This is a genomic window from Candidatus Vallotiella adelgis, from assembly GCF_020541305.1.
GTDB classification, from domain to species: Bacteria; Pseudomonadota; Gammaproteobacteria; order Burkholderiales; family Burkholderiaceae; genus Mycetohabitans; species Mycetohabitans adelgis.
This window is the reverse complement of sequence record NZ_CP047396.1, coordinates 205,509-226,606: the sequence shown is the minus strand read 5'-3', so window position 1 is coordinate 226,606 and position 21,098 is coordinate 205,509. Positions and strand designations below refer to the sequence as shown.

Annotated in this window: 16 protein-coding genes, 1 other RNA gene and 2 pseudogenes; 17 read left to right on the top strand and 2 right to left on the bottom strand. The window is 46.8% G+C overall.

The features are described from left to right. Positions 1-38: 38 nt before the first annotated feature. Entirely contained in the window at positions 39-365 is a 327-nt protein-coding gene (gene trxA / locus GJV44_RS00900; RefSeq protein WP_226806648.1) for a thioredoxin TrxA, read from the bottom strand. A gap of 238 nt (positions 366-603) precedes the next feature. On the opposite strand from trxA, the gene ffs reads away from it, so the two are divergent. From ffs to GJV44_RS04530, 6 genes and pseudogenes are all read left to right on the top strand, one after another. Further along, positions 604-702, top strand: an RNA gene (gene ffs, locus GJV44_RS00895) — signal recognition particle sRNA small type. Between the two features lie 190 nt (positions 703-892). Continuing rightward, positions 893-3,049: pseudogene (gene dnaX / locus GJV44_RS00890) on the top strand (DNA polymerase III subunit gamma/tau); the annotation flags it as partial. Between the two features lie 132 nt (positions 3,050-3,181). Beyond that, positions 3,182-3,508: a YbaB/EbfC family nucleoid-associated protein gene (locus GJV44_RS00885; RefSeq protein WP_226806646.1), complete on the top strand. Its 327-nt coding sequence runs from the start codon at positions 3,182-3,184 to the stop codon at positions 3,506-3,508. A 75-nt stretch (positions 3,509-3,583) separates the two neighbouring features. Continuing rightward, positions 3,584-4,180: a recombination mediator RecR gene (gene recR, locus GJV44_RS00880; RefSeq protein WP_226806846.1), complete on the top strand. Its 597-nt coding sequence runs from the start codon at positions 3,584-3,586 to the stop codon at positions 4,178-4,180. Between the two features lie 793 nt (positions 4,181-4,973). Continuing rightward, complete coding sequence (gene surE / locus GJV44_RS00875) at positions 4,974-5,741, top strand: 5'/3'-nucleotidase SurE (RefSeq protein WP_226806645.1); 768 nt, start codon at positions 4,974-4,976, stop codon at positions 5,739-5,741. A 517-nt stretch (positions 5,742-6,258) separates the two neighbouring features. After that, positions 6,259-6,381 (top strand): annotated as a pseudogene (locus GJV44_RS04530) (LysM peptidoglycan-binding domain-containing protein); the annotation flags it as partial. 331 nt (positions 6,382-6,712) lie between these two features. On the opposite strand, the gene GJV44_RS00865 reads toward GJV44_RS04530, so the two are convergent. Continuing rightward, on the bottom strand, positions 6,713-7,420 hold the full coding sequence (locus GJV44_RS00865) for a Bax inhibitor-1 family protein (RefSeq protein ID WP_226806643.1): 708 nt from the start codon (positions 7,418-7,420) through the stop codon (positions 6,713-6,715). Positions 7,421-7,567: 147 nt separating this feature from the next. Between GJV44_RS00865 and ndk the strand changes: the two genes are divergently transcribed. The 11 genes from ndk (at position 7,568) to GJV44_RS00810 (ending at position 21,072) form a co-directional block, all read left to right on the top strand. Continuing rightward, complete coding sequence (ndk, locus tag GJV44_RS00860; protein ID WP_226806642.1) at positions 7,568-7,993, top strand: nucleoside-diphosphate kinase; 426 nt, start codon at positions 7,568-7,570, stop codon at positions 7,991-7,993. 57 nt (positions 7,994-8,050) lie between these two features. Continuing rightward, positions 8,051-9,181 carry a dual-specificity RNA methyltransferase RlmN gene (gene rlmN / locus GJV44_RS00855; RefSeq protein WP_226806641.1) on the top strand — a complete coding sequence of 377 codons (1,131 nt, stop codon included), beginning with the start codon at positions 8,051-8,053 and terminating at the stop codon, positions 9,179-9,181. Between the two features lie 183 nt (positions 9,182-9,364). Next, positions 9,365-10,099 carry a helix-turn-helix domain-containing protein gene (locus GJV44_RS00850; RefSeq protein WP_226806640.1) on the top strand — a complete coding sequence of 245 codons (735 nt, stop codon included), beginning with the start codon at positions 9,365-9,367 and terminating at the stop codon, positions 10,097-10,099. 383 nt (positions 10,100-10,482) lie between these two features. Then, complete coding sequence (ispG, locus tag GJV44_RS00845; RefSeq protein ID WP_226806639.1) at positions 10,483-11,802, top strand: flavodoxin-dependent (E)-4-hydroxy-3-methylbut-2-enyl-diphosphate synthase; 1,320 nt, start codon at positions 10,483-10,485, stop codon at positions 11,800-11,802. Positions 11,803-11,845: 43 nt separating this feature from the next. After that, the gene (gene hisS / locus GJV44_RS00840; RefSeq protein ID WP_226806638.1) at positions 11,846-13,183 is read left to right on the top strand and encodes a histidine--tRNA ligase; all 1,338 of its coding nucleotides are present in this window, start codon (positions 11,846-11,848) and stop codon (positions 13,181-13,183) included. Positions 13,184-14,404: 1,221 nt separating this feature from the next. Further along, on the top strand, positions 14,405-15,739 hold the full coding sequence (gene der / locus GJV44_RS00835; protein ID WP_226806637.1) for a ribosome biogenesis GTPase Der: 1,335 nt from the start codon (positions 14,405-14,407) through the stop codon (positions 15,737-15,739). Between the two features lie 126 nt (positions 15,740-15,865). Then, the gene (gene hfq / locus GJV44_RS00830) at positions 15,866-16,102 is read left to right on the top strand and encodes an RNA chaperone Hfq (RefSeq protein ID WP_226806636.1); all 237 of its coding nucleotides are present in this window, start codon (positions 15,866-15,868) and stop codon (positions 16,100-16,102) included. Positions 16,103-16,176: 74 nt separating this feature from the next. Next, positions 16,177-17,289, top strand: a complete 1,113-nt coding sequence (gene hflX / locus GJV44_RS00825; protein WP_226806635.1) for a GTPase HflX — start codon at positions 16,177-16,179, stop codon at positions 17,287-17,289. Between the two features lie 183 nt (positions 17,290-17,472). Beyond that, positions 17,473-18,798, top strand: a complete 1,326-nt coding sequence (hflK, locus tag GJV44_RS00820; protein WP_226806634.1) for an FtsH protease activity modulator HflK — start codon at positions 17,473-17,475, stop codon at positions 18,796-18,798. Between the two features lie 11 nt (positions 18,799-18,809). Next, on the top strand, positions 18,810-19,709 hold the full coding sequence (hflC, locus tag GJV44_RS00815; protein WP_226806633.1) for a protease modulator HflC: 900 nt from the start codon (positions 18,810-18,812) through the stop codon (positions 19,707-19,709). A 214-nt stretch (positions 19,710-19,923) separates the two neighbouring features. Continuing rightward, entirely contained in the window at positions 19,924-21,072 is a 1,149-nt protein-coding gene (locus GJV44_RS00810) for an ATP phosphoribosyltransferase regulatory subunit (protein WP_226806632.1), read from the top strand. The last annotated feature ends 26 nt before the right edge of the window (positions 21,073-21,098 follow it).

The window sequence follows — 21,098 nt, the reverse complement described above, 5'->3', positions numbered from 1 at the left end:
ACGCGAGCACTGTCACTGTACGCGCGCTATCGAAAGTCTTAGATATGGCTATCGATCAGCGCTGTAATTTGGGCTTTCGACAGCGCGCCGACCTTCATTTGGGCTACCACGCCGTTCTTGAATAAGACCAAGGTCGGGATACCCCGTACACTAAACTTGACTGGTGTCGACGGATTTTGATCGACATCGATCTTCGCGATCTGCAGGCGGTCACCGTAGTCACGTGCTACCTCGTCTAGTAGCGGTGCGATTATCTTGCACGGGCCGCACCACTCTGCCCAGAAGTCAAGTAGAACAGGCTTTTCTGCCTTGAGCACATCATTCTCGAAAGAAGCATCAGTAATGTGCTTGATTTGTTCGCTCATTATCGTGTTATCTCTAAAAGTCCGGGGGGATCGGCTTCAATGATAGCCTGTGCCCGCCCTAATCTCTAAAAATCTACTCGGCAGGCATATCACTGCCTAGTAGTAGTTTTTCGCGAAACGCAATAGCCGGAACTACCCTCGCTTATTCGCGCAGGTTTTTCCATGCTCATATTAACGTAATTCGCCCCTCATCGTGCGCAGTAGCGCTGAAATACAATCCAGTGCTATAATAGCTTATGACGGGCCTCCTCGCATGGAGGAGCAGTGAACCTGGTCAGGTCGGGAACGAAGCAGCCATAGCCGCTTTCCGCCAGTGCCGAGGGTTGGGCTCGTCACCTGCCTCCCCCTTTTTTTGTGATCACTAGATCTAGTGCTTTTAATTCCATATTTTCTGGTGCTAAGAGGATACACAGAATTTATTGGTATTATGCGCTAATGTTCGCATACGAACTTTGTTCTCTAGCGGACATATCCATAACCAATAGTAGTTAGCCGATAATCTCGCGTATTGCTGATATAATTTTACAATGACTTATCAAGTTCTCGCACGAAAATGGCGACCTAAGAATTTTGCCTCGATTATCGGTCAAGAGCATGTTGTGCACGCCCTCACCTATGCATTAAAAGTACAACGAGTGCATCAAGCGTATTTTTTTACTGGAACGCGCGGCGTTGGCAAGACGACTCTATCGCGCATTTTAGCCAAAGCGCTTAATTGCGAGACCGGTATCACCGCCATTCCGTGCGGTCTATGTGCGGCGTGTCATGAAATCGACGAAGGACGCTTCGTTGACTATGTTGAAATGGATGCGGCTAGCAACCGAGGTGTTGACGAGATGGCGGTACTGCTTGAGCGTGCTGTTTACACACCCGTTAATGCGCGATTCAAGATCTATATGATCGACGAAGTGCACATGTTAACCAATCACGCGTTCAACTCAATGCTTAAAACGCTTGAAGAACCGCCAGAGCATGTAAAGTTTATTCTCGCAACGACAGACCCACAGAAGATTCCTGCCACTGTGTTATCTCGCTGTTTGCAGTTTAACCTCAAACAGATGCAAGCCGGTCATATCGCCTCACACCTAGAATATATTCTAGTCGAAGAAGGCATCAGTTTCGAGGTGCAAGCCTTAAAATTATTATCGCGGGCCGCGGCTGGTAGCATGCGCGATGCGCTGTCGTTGACCGATCAAGCAATTGCATATTCAGCAGGCGCTGTAACCGAGCGGGTTGTTCGAGATATGCTAGGGTTGCTAGACCAAACCCATCTAGTGCGTCTGCTAGACGCTATCATTGCGCGTGATGGTGCTACTGTGCGCTCGGTAGCTGACGAGATGGCGTCTTGCAGCTTGTCGTTCTCAACTGCGCTGCAGGATTTATCTAGCCTGCTACATCGGATTGCGTGGGCGCATGTAGTACCTGATTCGGTGTTGGATGAATCGCCGGAAGAGGCCGAGGTTCGGCGTTTTTCGAAAAAATTAACGCCTGAAGCTGTACAGCTTTATTATCAGATCGCAACGATTGGTCGTTCCGAATTAAAGCTAGCCCCAGACGAGTATGCTGGTTTTACGATGGCGCTGTTGCGCATGCTTGCATTTGGTACTATCGATACAACGCGTAGGTATTCGCCAAAAATCGACTCGTCTGGGGCTGGCTCTGGGGCTGGCTCTGGGACTGGCGGCAGCCCAATAGCAAATAATGTACACGCCTTCGGCGACGCGCGACATCAATCTGCTCAAAGCTTATATAGCACTGAAGCAGTGCTATCCCCCACTATTTCTTCTAACAATACTGGGTCACTGAAAACAGCCGTACGTTCGAACGACCTATCTTTATCTGCGAATGACCAAACTGACACAGATCAAATTATGCAAGCAGAAAAAGCTTACACAGCAATGAAGCTGTGTACGCAATCTACACAAATGAGCAGTGTTAGCACTAATGTAACTGACATAGGGGCCGTCCTTGGAATTCTGATAGACAACAAAGAAACCCGAATCTTAAGCAAGCGCTCCTGTATATCAGAAGCCGCATTAGTAGAAATTCAATCTGAGGCGATAGAGTCAGCTGCTATAAAAGCGTTATCCGTGTCAGAACGGCTCTTTATAGCTGAGCATCAGTCAACTAGCAGCAAGGACTTGCAGCGAGACGCTGCAAGTCCTTGCAATGCAGCTTTCAGCGCAAGTGCTGCGCAAACCACTGTTCGCTCGCCGGTAATATCAGTGACACCTTGGGATGACGTGCCGCCGGATGACACGTATGTTTCGCTATCTGTGCATGAAGACAACTTCAATGTAAGCAGACTTAATTCTTCTGCGCTGACGGATAATTTGTCGATTAGCGCTCCGGATATGTCTCTTACACCGCTCGGATACGACGGCGACTGGCCAACATTAGCTGAATCGCTACCACTCCGTGGTATTTCTTACCAACTTGCGCTTCACAGTGAGCTTGTAGCATGTAATAGTAACGAGTTAGTATTGTGCGTATCGGTGCCACAATATGCTGATATGGCAAACGCTGAAAAGTTACAGCTCTCCATCGAGAGAGTCTTAGATAGGATAGTTCGTGTAATTATATCAGTTGGCCCTACACGATACACAGCTGCGGCTGTAGTGATTGCGCGACGCGCAGAGCAACAGCAGAAAGCCGAGCATGAGATTAATACTCACCCGTTCATACAGACGCTAATCCGCGAATTTGACGCGACGATTGTACCGGGTTCGATTCGCCCGCTTAACGCTGACTACCACGCATCTGCTATATGATCGGCTAATGTAGCATTCCCCCTCTCTATTTGAAGGATTTTGATCATGATGACAAGCCAACTCGCCGGCTTAATGAAGCAAGCGCAGCAAATGCAGGAAAATATGAAGAAACTACAAGAACAGCTCGCGCAGATCGAAATCGAAGGCCAGTCCGGCGCTGGCCTCGTGAAAGTAACAATGGCTTGCAAAAACGAAGTGCGTCGTGTCACGATCGATCCAAGCCTGTTAGCTGATGACAAGGATATGCTGGAAGACTTAGTAGCCGCCGCGTTTAATGACGGGGTGCGCAAAGCAGAGGCGACAGCACAAGAGAAAATGTCTGGTATGACTGCCGGGCTTCCCCTACCACCTGGTCTTAAGCTACCATTCTAAGCCTAGGCGGGCTATCGATAAAAGATATATTCTATTTAAATTCTAAGCATGCGTTAGTTTTCGATGCATATAAATATAAAGCCGTTGTCCGCCCTAGCGGCACTAATCGCAGGGCTGCGAATATTACCTGGTGTAGGACCAAAGTCCGCACAGCGCATCGCCTATCACTTAATACAGCGCGACCGAGACGGAGCGAGGAAGCTTGGGCAGTCTCTACTGCATGCGACACAAGTTCTTAAGCATTGTACCCGATGTAACTCATTTACTGAAAGTGATGTATGTGAGCTATGTAGCAACCAGCAGCGCGATCCAATGTTGCTATGCGTGGTTGAAACACCTGCCGATCAAATCATGCTCGAGCAAACACTCGCATATTGTGGCCTGTATTTTGTGTTAATGGGACGATTGAGCCCACTCGACGGAATTGGGCCACATGAGATCCACTTTAATCGATTAATGGACCGGGCAACTGATGGAATAGTCAGTGAGGTTGTGCTAGCCACTAACTTTACAAATGAAGGCGAGGCAACTGCCCATTACTTAGGTCAGATACTCAAGGCACGTGGATTAAAAGTCTCGCGACTAGCTCGTGGTGTACCTGTTGGCGGTGAGCTCGAATATGTCGACGCCGGCACGATAGCACGTGCCGTATTGGATCGCCACTCGGTCTAATTCAACTATCTGCTCAATAACAGAGCATGCTTTAATTTAACGCATAAGCAGCGCTTTATTTGTTGTGCATACGGCTGCGCAGCATAAAGATGCGATCTATAATGCAATTTTCTAGTGTGCAGTCGAGTACATATCTTTTCGACTACCGCAGTATGATTTAATAGATCGTGCGGTATAAATATCCTCCAGAATATAGGTCTGCTTAATAAGCAGCACAGAAATAATGCTGTAACTTTAGGATTTTGATTGCTAATAAAATCCAAACGAGGGCTGGCTGCCCATGCAATGCTGTAAAGCATTCGCTCAGCATGAATGCTGGCCATCAGTTCAATACTTGGATGGTGTATTTAGCAGATTTTCTACTTTCATTGGCACCGTACGTGTAGAGTGTTGTCAGCCTGTCTCGGGATTACCCGAGCGTTAGCTCCTCGCTACCGCTTTTAATAATTGCGAGGGGTAAGCCGCTGTTAGTGTTTAGTACTTACTATTGTTTAGATATGCCGCAGCACTTCTGAGTTTGCTAATGTATGGCGGGGATTATCCTATAGGTCAGTATAAGTACAGCAGACAATATGAAGTTGATGATATGTGGGCAGGTCATGCGGGTACGACTATCTATAAAGTCGCAGGAATCAAAAAGGCATCGATATTGCAATATATGCCACAACAATTTTTTAGTTTAAAGCGCGTGCTTATTATTAACTATTTAGAACGCTCTTTCATACAATCTATGATTGAGTTATGTGCCCAATAGGCTATTCGTTAGCAAAACATCCTCGGTTTCAATAACTTGATGAAAATCCTGCTTAGTAATGATGATGGTTATCTAGCGCCTGGGCTCACGGCGCTACATCAGGCGCTTATTCCCTTCAGCGATGTAGTCATAGTTGCACCGGAGCATAACTGCAGTGGCGCATCAAGCTCGCTAACACTGTGGCGACCCCTGTCCGTCTTCACTGCTGGAAATGGATCGCGATATGTGAACGGCACACCAACTGATTGTATCCATATAGCACTTACCTCTTTAATTGATGGAAAGCCAGATTTAGTGATTTCTGGTATTAACAATGGGCAGAATATGGGGGAAGATACGCTATATTCGGGTACTGTTGCGGCAGCTATTGAGGGATTTTTATTCGGCATACCGTCAATCGCGTTCTCGCTGGCGGAAAAAGATTGGGCACATCTGGATTCAGCAGCACGCGTAGCATCGGATATCGTTCAATATTGGTCACGTATTCAATTACCTGAGCATATGTTACTCAATGTAAATATCCCGAGCCGGATGTATGCTGGAATGGGTAGTTGGTGTGTCACGCGGCTTGGTAAACGACATCCATCAAATCCAGTAATCCGGACAAGAAATCCACGCGGAAATCTAGTCTACTGGATTGGGGAAGCCGGGGCCGTGTTTGATGCGAGCGAAGGAACAGACTTTCACGCGGTAGCGGCTGGTAATATCTCTCTTACGCCGCTGCAATTAGATTTAACTGACACGAGATTGCTTCCGTCGCTACGTGCATGGACAGAAGGTTGGCGACAACCTAGGCAGATGACATAAGCAATGTGGGTGTAATCGTGCCCCCTGGGGGGCTTTAAGCGACTACTACATTCAGATATTAGGCAGTATTGTGATCTTACTCTACTTTATAGGTAATATATTTTGATTGAATGGAAAAAATATTATTTTTCTCGAAAAATAATCCACTATGCCTTCAAAATATATCCACTGTTACAGATATCATCAGTTTGGCCTGCTAAAGACTCAACCTGTTTTATGCTATCTTATAGCCTCGAAAAGCTCCTGAGAAATATGTTACTACTGCACGCGCAGTAGTAATTGCAATCAGAGTTGCATGTTTTTTTATTCCCCTAACATTAGGGGTCATTTGATGCTAAATAGTCTATTACAGAATAAAAGTATGGATGTGAGTCCAGCAATAATCCAGCGCATGCTTTATATATTTTCCGCACTACTAGTTCTAACATCTTGTTCAACTCGGCTGGATCCCGCTTTTATTACAGAGCACAGTTCTATGCCGATTTTTACTAATAGTACTGCAGTACTGTCTGCACTATTAGATCAGCCTCCTCCAGGATACTACCGCGTAAAGTCAGGTCAGACGTTGTACAGCATCGCGCTCGAAAATGGGAAAAACTATCGCGATATCGCAGCGTGGAACAATCTGACGAACCCGAACTAGATTAAAGTTGACTAGATGTTGTCAGTAAGCCCACCGTATACTTTACCAGTCCACGAAAGAAGACCTTACAAAGCCGAGGGCGGCGGTTTCGAAGTTTAATCTAAACGATTTTTTGACAAAACGTTTCTAGACAACATCATGTTGAATTCTGGCTCCTCTTCCTAAGAGGAGCCAGAGAGCGGCGAAAATTATTAAAATTTTTTAGAGTCGATAGCGATAATTTTCGCGCGCTCTGTTTATTATTATGGTAATTAATTTATTAATCTACGCACTTTAGTTTCGATATACGCTGTATACGCGCTCGTGCTGTATCTAGAATTTCAATAGTTTAGTCACGATTGTCACTAAAAATACCAAGCATCGCTACTAGATTCGTAAACACATTGTATAAATCTAAATAAATCATTAGCGTCGCGCTGATATAGTTTAATTCGCCGCCATTAACTACGCGTTGCACGTCACACAGCATGTAAGCCGAAAAAATAATAATTGCTAAAGCTGACACCGTGAGCATCAATGCTGGTAGGTGCATAAATATATTCGCAACTGTAGCTAGAAGTAAAACAAGTACACCGACAAACAACCACTTCCCCCATAATAAAGAAAAATCACGCTTGCTTAATGTAGCCACTGTTGCAATAACAGCAAAAGTTAGGCTAGTTCCACCGAAAGCAAGCATAATCAGCGACACGCCGTTTGTGAAGCCGAGAATAAAGCTCAGCAGACGCGACAGCATTAGTCCCATAAAAAAGGTGAAGCTCAGTAGAACGAGTACACCTATTCTACTGTTCTTGGTCTGCTGAATCGCAGACATAAAGCCAAATGAGATTGCAAGGAAGGCTAGTGCGCTCATTATCGGCGAAGTGGTAGCGAATAAAGTAAAGCCAGTTGTAACTCCGACCCACGCGCCGAAAACGGTCGGAACCATCGACAGCGAAAGTAGCCAGTACGTATTGCGGAGTACACTATTTCGTTTTTTAGTCGACACAGGCGAGTCGGTAGTAAGTGCAGGCTCGTAATTACGAGAGTCAGCCATATTTTTCCTTGGGTGAGTTGACTTGCAGACGCGTTTTAGTACAGCTACGGTGACGGTGTTTATAAGAGTTTAGTATGATGATACACTGGCTCGTGCTAGAATCAAATATTGTATTAATTTCGTAACATCTTATTTTTCAGAGCTTTTATGGCGATCGAGCGTACCCTGTCAATTATCAAGCCCGATGCCGTTGCAAAGAATGTAATCGGTCAAGTCTATAGCCGGTTCGAGAATGCCGGGCTCAAAATAATAGCCGCTCGCATGGTCCATTTATCGAACTCGGATGCGGAAAAGTTTTATGCAGCGCACAAATATCGACCTTTCTTCAAAGATCTAATCAGCTTTATGGTATCGGGGCCGGTTATGATTCAGGTGCTCGAAGGTGAAGGTGCCATCGCTAAAAATCGTTATCTGATGGGTGCAACAGATCCGAATAAAGCAGAAAAAGGTACGATCCGTTCGGATTTCGCAGACAGTATTAATGCCAATGCAATGCATGGCTCCGATTCGCTAGAAACAGCAGCTATCGAGGTCGCCTTCTTTTTTTCGGAAGTAGATGTCTATTCGCGCTAAGCGGCAGTAAGTTGAGCTGCGCCGGCTGGGCTACAGGCGCTATCTGAGATGGTAGACATGGCAACCACTGATACGGTCAATCTTCTGGATTTTGATCCTGCGGCACTTGTCGCGTATTGTGCACGTCTCGGCGAGAAACCATTTCGCGCCCGACAGTTACAAAAGTGCATCCATTACAGCGGTATCAATGATTTTAACGCGATGACCGTTCTCGCGAAATCGTTACGTAACAAACTCAAGACTTGTGCAGTAATCCGTCATTCCGCAGTGCTACAAGACCACGAGTCCGTAGACGGCACGCGAAAATGGCTGCTCGATGTGGGTGCGGGCAATGCTGTAGAAACTGTGTATATCCCGCATCAAGAGCGCGGCACGCTATGTTTGTCATCGCAGGCCGGCTGTACGGTGAACTGTCGATTCTGCTCGACAGGCAGACAAGGTTTTTCACGTAATCTTAGTGTTAGTGAAATTATTGGCCAGTTGTGGATGGCTGAATTTGCGCTACGAGCTACGCGCGGTGGTCGTTGTCCCAGTGAACGAGTGATTACAAATGTTGTGATGATGGGTATGGGCGAGCCGCTGTTAAATTTCGATTCAGTGGTACCCGCTATGCGACTTATGCTAGATAACAATGCATACGCATTGTCACGTCGCCGGGTGACACTGTCTACATCGGGCGTCGTGCCGATGATCGATCGACTGGCAGCTGAATTGCCAGTATCGCTAGCCGTTTCGCTACATGCACCTAACGACGCTTTACGCGACGAATTAGTGCCCCTAAACCGAAAGTACCCGCTTTCGGAATTGATGGCGGCATGTAGTCGGTATCTGCGCGTTGCGCCGCGCAATTTTATTACATTCGAGTACTGCATGCTAGACGGTATCAATGATAGCGATGAACATGCACGGCAGCTGCTTGCACTGACGCGTGCTGTGCCATGTAAATTTAATCTAATACCATTTAATCCATTTCCTAAATCCAGGCTGTTGTGCGCTAGTCCAGAGCGGATTAAGCGGTTTGCCCAGATTCTGATCGATGCAGGTTTCGTGACAACCGTTCGTAGAACTCGCGGCAGCGATATCAATGCGGCCTGCGGACAGTTAGCTGGCGAGGTCTTGAACCGTACCCGAATAGCAGAGCGGGAGCGTAGGCGGTACCACGCGGGCACTGGTCTCGTATCCATCTAGAGTGCTTGTAGCATAAAGTATAGTGGCGCAAGAGCAGGGCAGAAAAAAGCATGAATGCCTACTATAAAAACGCTTTCGCATTAATCGTGACCCGATTCAGGCTCAGCAATATACGCGATTAAGTGATTCCGATACCAGTGAATGACAGTTTTCCGGCCTTGTTTTTTTTGGGGATCATTTTGGATGCAATTCGCTTACGGCGCCGCCGAGAGCAACGAAAAAAATTCCAGTGAGGAATTGGGAATGAGTAACCAGCAGAATCCAGCACCGCAAGACTTGAGTGGTGCTACAGACAAGCAGCTGGATCCAGCTGCTGCTGTAAAATCCGCGCAGCAGGTCGGTGAGCAGCTCAAAAATCTGCGCGAAATCAAAAAATGGTCAATCGAAGATGTATCCGCACGACTGAAGGTTGCTCCATACAAGTTGCGGGAATTAGAATTAGGTGATTACAGTCACTTACCAGATACAACGTTTGCAATTGGGGTGGTGCGTAGCTATGCGAAGATGCTCGGGGCCGATCCAACGCCATTGACCGATACACTTCGTCGTACAAATAAGCAAATCGAACACGATTTTTCACTGCCGTCGAATAGTGGTGTTGGGCTTCCTCGAGGCCGTGTAGCAATGAATTGGGGGAACACTCACAGACGAGGTACATGGGTGTGGATCATTGCTTTCGTGATTGCTTTAGCGGCAGTTATAGCGGTATGGCGCACAGGCGGAGAGGCCAGCACAAGCTGGGTTACCCGCTTAAAGACCAGTGATATACATGCGTTTCAGGATGACGTTTTTGCGCCGCTGGTAACTGTGCAACCAGCACTAGAGACTAGCCCTCCTCTCGCAGAGCTGAGATCAGTGCTGAGAACTACAGATTCTAGTGAGTTGAGCAGAGAATTACCGACGTCTGGCCGCCACTAATTCTGGCCGACAGCGAGGCGTTGTTAAAAATCAAGCGGTTGCTAAAATAATTTGTTTCGCATATAGAAATATGCATAGAAAGCCGTTAATTTTCTGATTTTCGCTTGCAGGAAATAAAAAATAAATATACAGCATTACGCCCGTTTATATGGCCATAGATAATAGGGTGTACACTAAGTCAGTTATGCTAAGCGGTAAGCTGTTTCTATCTTTGCAAGATGCTAGTGCATAAAATAATGAACCTCAATTTAGTCTGATATACACGAAAGATATAGCAAAATGCCAAAATATCCTAAAATTGGGCCTTGTGAGCTGTATATCTGTACTACCGTTCGACCTAAGATGCTATATAGCGTTAGTCTGTCATTCAATTAGATCATTCAATGCAGCCTAATATTCTGTTTGAAGCTAATACTGCGCCGGCAGTAAGTCGGGTTGTGTCGGACGAACCAATATTTTGTATCTCTTCGCCAAGGCGCCGAACGCATATGGTTACGGTACGTTGGCAGGATAATACAGTGACGATTGGCGGTAGCGCCCCGGTGCGCATACAGTCGATGACGAGCACCGATACTGCTGATCCGATCGGAACTGCAATCGAGATCAAGGATCTCGCACATGCGGGCTCCGAGTTAGTGCGAATTACAGTTAATACGCCGGAGGCCGCAGCCTCGGTGCCAGCAATCCGAGCACACCTGGATCGCATGGGAGTGGATGTGCCGCTGATCGGTGACTTTCACTATAACGGCCATTTACTGCTACGCGACTATCCGGATTGCGCACAGGCGCTGTCAAAATATCGAATTAACCCGGGCAACGTCGGTCAAGGCGCCAAACGCAGCATGCAATTTTCACAGATGATCGAGGCAGCGATTCGCCATAATAAGCCGGTACGCATTGGTGTAAATTGGGGAAGCTTAGACCAGGACCTGCTTACGCGGATCATGGACGAAAATGCACGGCGCACTAGACCATGGAACACATCAAATGTAATGTACGAGGCACTCATCCAGTCTGCTATAGGCTCAGCTGAGCGAGCTATTGAGCTAGGCTTAGAGCCTAACCTCATCGTTCTTTCATGCAAGGTCAGCGGCGTACAGGACTTGATTGCGGTCTACCAAGCATTATCTCTACGCTGTAGCTTTTCTCTTCACCTTGGGTTGACCGAGGCAGGTATAGGTTCGAGGGGCATTATCGCGTCGACCACCGCACTATCGATACTACTGCAGCAGGGAATCGGCGATACAATCCGTGTTTCCATTACACCAGAGCCGGGTGCTTCGCGTACTGGTGAAGTTATTGTTTCCCAGGAAATCTTGCAGGCAATAGGGCTACGCTCATTTGTGCCAACGGTCATTGCGTGTCCGGGTTGCGGTCGAACAACGAGTATTGTATTCCAGGAGTTAGCATCGCGTATTCGAGACTATTTACACATACAAATGCCGATGTGGAGAAAACAGTATCCAGGCGTAGAGGCAATGAATGTAGCGGTAATGGGCTGTATCGTCAATGGTCCTGGCGAGTCTAAACATGCGAATATTGGCATTAGCCTTCCGGGAAATGGTGAAAATTTAGCCGCACCTGTATTTATCAACGGGGTTAAAAAAACCACGCTACGTGGTACAGGTATAGCAGAAAAATTTCAGGGTATGATCCATGATTATGTCCAGCATACCTATGGTGCAATAGCACAAGAAAGGTAGATTGCACAAAAAAAGTTCTATCCCCGATCATCGTTGAATCGAAATGACAGAACGGACAAATAAGCCAGGGAAGCTAACCAGCGTCAAGGGAATGAATGATATTCTGCCGCAAGACGCTAGTCTATGGCAATTTTTCGAGGATACAGTCAAAACGATGCTGAGCGCGTACGGATACCAGAATATCCGTACGCCTATTGTTGAGCATACATCATTATTTACCCGCGGCATTGGTGAAGTCACCGATATTGTCGAAAAAGAAATATATAGCTTTGTCGATTCACTAAATGGTGAGAAATTGACAATGCGTCCCGAAAACACTGCTGCTGTTGTGCGCGCAGTCATCGAACATAATCTGTTATACGATGGTCCGAAGCGACTCTGGTATATGGGTCCGATGTTTCGACATGAGAGACCACAGCGAGGTCGCTACCGGCAGTTTCACCAAGTCGGTGTCGAAGCTCTCGGGTTTGCAGGTCCAGATGCCGACGCAGAGATTATCCTGATGTGTCAAAGGCTTTGGGACGCTTTGGGCCTTACTACGGGGCTTCGACTTGAGCTTAATTCACTTGGGAATGCGCAGGAACGCGCTGCTCACCGCCATGAGTTAATTTCGTACCTAGAATGCCATATCGAATTACTCGATCATAACGCAAAACGTCGGCTGTATACGAACCCATTGCGCGTGCTCGATACGAAGAACCCAGCAATGCTGGATATTTCGGTACATATGCCGAAGCTTATCGATTTTCTCGGGGATACGTCGCGTGCACACTTCGAGGGCGTGCAACGCTTGCTAACCGCGAACAAAATCTTGTTTACAATTAATCCTCGGCTAGTTCGTGGGCTAGATTACTATAATCTGACTGTATTTGAATGGGTAACCGATAAGCTCGGCGCACAAGGTACTATTGCTGGCGGAGGCCGATATGATTCTCTAATCAAACAACTCGGCGGAAAACCGGCACCAGCATGCGGTTGGGCTCTTGGTATCGAACGCATTTTAGAGCTACTGCGTGAGAATCAGAGGGTACCGCCTAACGCAGTCTGTGACGTATATGTCGTGTACAGTGGTGGCAACGTGGTATGCGAACGTGCATTTATAATTGCCGAGCAGTTGCGTGATACGGGGATTAATGTAATCCTGCACTGTAGCACTAATGGTGTGCCATCAAGCTTTAAATCGCAGATGCGGAGAGCAAATGCAAGTGGTGCCGCGTATGCTGTGATACTCGGCAATGACGAAGTGCAGCGCAACGAAGTTTTAATAAAAGCATTACGTCTTAATCCAACAAATATAAATGGCTCGCAAAAACGGATGCAAACTGAACACTTAAACGAATTTCTAATGAATGCGATAGTGCGCTCGTCGAGCAATACATAATTGGGTAAATGTCGACTATATCTATTGCTATACAAAAAAACTCTCGCCACAATCTAATGGCCTGGTAAGCAAAATAGAGAAATATACAGCCTTGTTGGGCTGTGCTTTCTTCTGCCGCTGCTGGCCGTAGTGTTCTATCACACGATTTAGAAAGCGGTATCCTGAGGGGATAAGGAGAAGATTGCGCATGTTACATGCGAATAGTTATGATTCCGGATGAAGCTATTGGCTTTGACCACCTCCTGAGGTGTTCAGTGGCTAGTGAAGCTAGCAGATTGCCTCTGCAATCTGCTAGCTTCACTAGCCACTGAACAATATAACGAGCAGGCGCTGCATGCCTGCATTGCTGTGTTTACAATAAGTAGAATAATTGATCTCGGTAGATAAAATCCCATAGATTCATGTCCGATTAGCCCGTTAATGCGTTGCTACTCCAGATTTTTTATCTGCTATATTTAGCAGAGAGCGTGATGGATTTTTCTAACTGTGTGGGTTCCGCGTTTATCTTCAAGAATAAATATTTCATTTTAACCGAGCTGACTCCGATTAAGGCTGTACTTAAGATGTGCCGAATAGAAAGGATAGAGGGTAATGCGTTAGCAGGTTTGAACCCTACTTATTCGATCACCACCACAGTTTCCGATTATGTATGCGCAGCCCCTACAAATAGCCTAGACAGTATTATGTAGGATAAATACAACTAGTGAGATCTTTATGCAGCTGACGGTGGAGTACGACTTTATAATAGTGCGCACTATAAAATAGTACGTATTACGGCATGTAATATGTAGACCGATAAGCACAAAAAATTTACATAAACAGAGTAGCATCTCTGATGCTTACGGACAGAGGCGAATATGACATTCGTTGGAAATATGGCGGTGATAGCTGAGTGCTTTGGCATTTTATTTGCCAAAAATAATTTGCAGGGCAGCTTTATATAAGTCTAATGGCAGAACACACATATGAAGAGCCGCGACGTCAATGCTCTAGTGAGCAACGGTCGTACGGCGGTAGTTAGTGCCTAAAAAAAGATTCATGCATTTCCTCTGGCATAATCTTAGTGAATTTTTCACACGGGTAAGAGTTTCGGGCATAACCAGCTCGAAACCAGTTGTTTCCAGCAATATTTTGCTTGTTGCAAGCCGTGATAATAACCCGTTCCGTTTCAAGCTGCAATAAGCTAGAGAGCCAAGCCGTGTATGCGTTTTTAGAAAAAATATGAAGCCCGTAATCACGCTCGTTGGGCGTCCTAATGTAGGAAAATCTACCCTGTTTAACCGATTGACACGCTCTCGTGATGCGCTTGTGACAAATTTACCCGGACTTACGCGTGATCGTCATTATGGGGAAGGCCGCGTCGGTGAACTCCCATATCTGGTTGTCGATACAGGCGGTTTCGAGCCGATCGCCAAGGCCGGTATCTTGCATGAGATGGCTCGGCAGACTCGCCAAGCAGTTGAGGAGGCTGATGTAGTCGTATTTGTGGTCGATGGCCGTAACGGCTTATCAGCACAGGACAAGACAATCGCCGAATATCTGCGCAAGACAGGCCGCCCGATCTTTCTGGTCGTTAATAAAGCTGAGGGAATGAAGTATAGTGCGGTAGCCACAGATTTCTATGAACTGGGTTTGGGTGACCCACTCGCAACCTCCGCTACACACGGCGATGGTGTTAGTGACATGATTGAACAGGCACTTACTATTGCTTATATAGGTCGCGTGCCGAATGACATAGTCTATTCAAAACGCGGCATAAAAATCGCTGTCGTCGGTCGACCTAATGTCGGTAAGTCGACATTAGTCAACACGCTGCTCGGCGAGGAGCGTGTAATTGTATTCGATCTTCCTGGTACAACGCGAGATTCGATCTACGTCGACTTCGAACGGCAGGGACGTCAGTACACGCTGATCGATACAGCGGGGCTGCGTAAGCGTGGCAAAGTATTCGAGACGGTCGAGAAGTTCTCGGTAGTTAAGACGTTGCAATCGATTGCTGATGCCAATGTAGTGATCATACTGCTCGACGCTCAGCAGAACATTTCAGAGCAGGATGCGCATATTGCTGGCTTTGTAGTCGAGCAAGGCCGTGCGCTAGTAATTGGCGTGAATAAATGGGACAGCGTGGATGAACACATGCGCGGACGCGCTAAGGCTAACTTAGCTCGCCAGCTCAAATTCCTCGATTTTGCAAAGTCACATTATATCTCGGCGGCTAAAAAGACTGGGATAAACGCGTTGATGCGCTCTGTAGATATAGCTTATGCCGCTGCGATGGCTAAACTACCGACGCCAAAACTCACGCGGGCGATGATCGACGCTGTACAGTTCCAGCAATCCCGCCGCTGTGGTCTGGTCCGCCCAAAGCTGCGCTATGCCCACCAAGGAGGGCAAAATCCACCGATCATTATAATCCATGGTAACGCGTTGAATGCAATAACCGATACCTATAAACGTTACCTCGAAAATCGGTTTCGCCAAGCCTTTAATCTCATTGGAACCCCATTACGCATCGAGTTTCGTTCAAGCCGGAACCCTTATACACACAAAGAGTAAATGTATCGAGATGATCTGGTGATCGGCTTTACGGCCTTGAAAATTCGGCTATAGTATAGCGATTGGCGGCGTTCTTTTTCTCTTTGCCAATATTATTAACCCGCAAGAAACAACTCGGAGTTTGTTATGAGTAACAAAGGGCCGCTATTGCAGGACCCGTTCCTAAACGCACTGCGTAAGGAGCATGTACCGGTGTCGATTTATCTTGTCAACGGCATTAAGCTGCAAGGTAATATTGAGTCGTTCGATCAATATGTGGTATTGCTTCGCAATACTGTCACGCAAATGGTGTACAAGCATGCGATCTCAACTGTTGTGCCTGCACGACCAGTAAACTTTCATCCTAATTTAGAAGAGTCCTAATTCCTAACCTGATTGTCTGGCACGTATAGTTAGCCGGCTTAGTGCTTGTTTTTTACTTTCATTGTTTTATCACTTTGATCAACGCAGCTCTTGTAAATATAGATTTCGGAAATATTGATTTCCAAGCTAGTCTTAAAGAATTAAGACTACTGGCTATCAGTGCTGGAGCTCATCCAGTACTAACACTGACGGGTCGTCGCTCAAGACTGTCTGCTACATATTTTATCGGCAGCGGTAAGCTCGAGGAACTTAGGCGCGGCGTGCAGGATAACAATATCAATATTGTTATTTTTAACCATATATTGTCCCCTTCTCAGCAGAGCAATCTCGAGCGCGCTCTCGAGCGGCGTGTGGTTGATCGAACCAGCTTAATTCTTGATATCTTTGCGCAACGCGCACGCAGCCATGAAGGTAAGCTGCAAGTTGAACTAGCTCAGCTGCAATATCTGTCTACACGCCTAATTCGAGCGTGGACTCACTTAGAGCGGCAGAAAGGCGGTATCGGCTTACGCGGCCCAGGCGAAACGCAGCTAGAAACCGACCGGCGTTTAATTAATGAACGCATAAAGATATTACGCCGCAAATTGCGAAAGCTGCAAAATCAACATAGCATGCAGCGTCGCCAGCGCAAGGAAAATTGCACACTGTCAGTATCATTGATCGGCTATACAAACGCCGGTAAGTCAACACTATTCAACGCTCTAACCAAGGTGCAAGCCCATGCTGCTGACCAGTTATTTGCGACATTGGATACAATGTCCCGACGCGTTTATTTTCGCGGCGCTGGCAATGTTGTGATTTCTGATACAGTCGGCTTTATTCGCGCCCTGCCTCACCAATTAATTGCAGCTTTTTTTGCAACCCTAGAGGAAATTACGCATGCAGATCTTCTGTTGCATGTTGTCGATGCGTCTAGTTCGGTGTTCGTAGCTCAGATCGAGCAAGTTAACAACGTGTTACACGAAATTGGAGCTGCATCAATTCCACAACTTCTTATCTTCAATAAGATTGACCAAAAATCTGAGTTAGAAAACAGTGCCAACCTGGTTGAAAGGGACAAGTATGGTAATATCACGCGAGTTTTTTTAAGTGCACAAACCGGTCAGGGACTTGACGCGTTGCGCGAAGCGGTGACTGAGGTGGCGATTAATTCAGAGGCATTCAAGTTAAATCAGAATCAGCATTAACGATACAATCTGCACCGCGATACTGATAATTTAAACCCAGATAAGGCTAGGTAATGGCCGGCGTCAATGTATTTGGTAAAAAGTGCGAGTCGAGGGAGTCGCAGTGTTGCACAGCAGCATATTTAATAGCTGTATTCCTCAATAACCGGCTGTAACATAGTGAATAACAAGAACATCCGAAGTATGTGGCAGTATACGCGTATCTTATTTTCAATCAATGATCCGCGCTGGGGTAGAAATCAAGAAAGCAACGATTCCGCGCGGCAACCGCAGGATCGACGAAATAGCCGAAAAGATAGTCAGAGTCTACCGGATCTAGATAAGATATGGCATGACTTTAATCGCCGGATCAAGCGAATATTAGGTCGTAGAGGCAGCAGCCTAGACCCGGGAAACGTAAATAATAGCCGAGGTAGACATCTTGGCATGGGGATTGTCATTAGCGTGCTAGTCGCAATTTACCTAGCCAATGGTATATATATCGTTCAAGAAGGGCAGGCCGGTGTTGTTCTGCAGTTTGGAAAATATCAGTATACAACCGGCTCAGGAATCCAATGGCGTTTACCCTATCCATTCCAGAGTAATGAGATTGTCAATATGTCGCAGGTACGATCGATCGAAATTGGTCGCGATAATATGATCCACTCAACCAATCTGAAGGATATGTCGATGCTAACCAAAGACGAGAATATTATTGACGTATGTTTCGCGGTCCAGTATCACGTAAAAGATCCGGCTGCATTCTTATTTAACAACGCTAACGCAGAAAGTACCGTGACACAAGCTGCTGAAACTGCAGTACGCGAGATCGTCGGTAAAAATACTATGGACTACGTCCTATATGAGGGACGCGAGCAGATTGGGCTGCAATTGTTGCAACAGATTCAGGGAATTCTAGATCAGTATAAGACAGGCATTATCGTAAGCAGTGTAACAATGCAAAATGTGCAACCACCACAGCAGGTGCAATCCGCGTTCGATGACGCAGTAAAAGCCGGACAGGATCGCGAGCGTTCAAAAAGCGAAGCGCTGGCATATGCTAACAATGTTGTGCCGCTCGCGCAGGGAACGACTGCGCGGATGGTGGCTGATGCGCACGGCTATCGCGCGCGCACTATAGCTAAAGCCGAGGGGGATGCCGAACGCTTTAAAAGCGTACAAGCTGAGTACATTAAAGCGCCAGCTGTCACACGCGAACGGATGTATCTCGATACGATGCAACAAATCTACTCGAACATCACGAAGGTGATCGTAGATAGCAAAACCGGCAGCCATATTATATACCTACCGCTAGACAAAATAATGTCGCAACATCACGCCTGCCCACAAACTAGCATAAGTCAGAGCACTTCAGATAATAGTTTACAGGAGGGAGTATCGCTAGTTGGCAGTTCGTCTAGTGGACTAGCTGTACCAGCTCAAACGATGCCGAGCGTGTTCGTAGGCGACGATTTGAGCCGGTCACGTGACTTGTTGTTCCGCAGTCGCAGCCGCAACTACGATCAATAAAGGGTTATATCATGAATAAAATGATTACCCTTTTCATTTCTATACTTATATTATTGTGTATCGGAACTTCGATGGTTTTTGTCGTAGATCAGCGGCAGTATGCCATTGTGTTCTCGTTTGGCGAAGTTAAAAACATCATTTCAGCGCCCGGATTACATCTCAAGATACCGCCGCCATTCCAGAATGTTATCTATATAGATAAGCGAATTCAGACAATCGATAATCCGGAAGCGGGCCGCTACATCACTGCGGAAAAGAAAAATCTGATGGTTGACTTGTTTGTTAAATGGCGCATTATCGAGCCACGTAAATTCTATATTAGTTTTCGCGGCGAAGCGTCACTCGCGCAAAGTCGATTGACTCAAGTTATCTGCGCGGCATTAAATGAAGAGTTCACAAAACGAACTGTTTCGGAAGTAGTCTCTAATGAGCGCGAGGTTGTGATGCAAGCGGTACGAAAGAAGGTTGAGCGCGATGCATCAAACCTAGGTATTGAGATCGTCGACGTCAGGCTGCGGCGCGTCGATTTTCTCGAGAACGTCAGTGAATCTGTCTATCAGAGAATGAAAGCAGAGCGGCAGAAAGTCGCTAACGAGCAGCGTTCGACTGGTTCCGCTGAAGCCGAGAATATTCGTGCTGACGCAGACAAACAGCGCGAAGTAGTGATCGCTGCTGCATATAAGCAGGCTCAAGAGATTAAAGGAGATGGAGATGCCCAAGCTGCAGCGATCTATGCGAATGCATTTAGCCGTGACCCTCAATTTTATGCATTTTACCAAAGTCTAGAGGTTTATCGAAGTAGTATTAATAACGGAGATATAATGGTTTCAGATTCGAACAGTGAGTTTTTTCGCTTCATGCAGAATCCCGCCGGTTTAGCTACTCCTACTGTGCTGAATCGCGGGCACTAAAAAGATAACTCGCTTCGCCGACATTGAATATATTGCTCATAAAAAATTTTCTTACCATTGTGCGTGTTGTTTATCCAAAAGACTGTCTTGTTTAAGTTGACTTTACTGTAGCTGTATACGTTTTATTATTGAAGGCAAGCTAATCGCAATTAATTTTGGGTTACTTCTGCTGATGCTGGCAGCCTAATCGCGCCGCGCTACTGGATTTAAGCTGATGCCGACCTGGTTATTGCCTGAAAATATCGCTGATGTGTTGCCATCTGGAGCACGTAAACTCGAGGAGTTACGTCGCGTGCTGCTTGACCGTTTCCGTTCGTATGGCTACGAGATGGTTATGCCGCCGCTGCTGGAATACCTTAAGTCATTGCTGACAGGAAGTGGTAGTGACTTAGCATTACGAACGTTCCAACTAGTTGATCAGTTGTCCGGCCATACACTGGGACTACGTGCAGATATAACACCGCAGGTGTCCCGTATCGATGCACATTTGCTGAATCGACAGGGCGTAACGCGTTTATGCTATGCAGGACATGTGTTACATACGCGCCCCCGCGGATTACATGCAACCCGCGATCAGATCCAAATCGGAGCTGAAATATATGGCCATGCGGGCTTAGAAGCCGATGTAGAGATCCAGCAACTAATGCTAGACAGCCTTCGACTTGCTGGTCTTGGATTAGTGCGACTAGACTTGTGTCATGCGGGCGTACTAGCCGCGATTCTGGGTGCTGACGAACGCGCGGTTGAGCTAGGTCCTTTGCTATATGCAGCCTTAGCCAGTAAGGATGTACCCCGACTCAATGAGCTTACGCATAACTTAGCGAAGCCAGTGCGTGATGCGCTGCTCGCATTACCAATGCTGTACGGAGATGCATCAGTGATTAGTGAAGCACGCGCGCGACTTCCTGCATGGCCAGTACTTACTCACGCGCTTAATGAGCTGGCATTTCTTGCCGCACAGATCGATAATGCTCATATAACAATCGACTTAGCTGATTTACGCGGCTACGCTTATCACAGCGGTATAATGTTTTGCGCGTATGTTGATGGAGTGCCAAACGCCGTGGCACGCGGCGGACGCTATGATCATGTAGGCCTCGCATACGGACGCGCGAGAGCGGCAACTGGCTTTTCTTTAGACTTGCGTGAAGTGGCACGAATTTCGCCGCGGCAAGCAAGGTCCAGCGCCATTTTAGCTCCGTGGAATCACGACGCTGCATTGCGAGCCACCGTGGCAGACTTACGCGATAACGGTGAGACAGTAATTCAGGCGTTGCCTGGCCACGAGCATACGCTAGATGAATTCGCATGCGACCGTGTACTAGTGCAGCGCGGGGATTCCTGGATAGTTGAGCTGTGCTGAAAACGAAGATACTCTCTACATGCTAG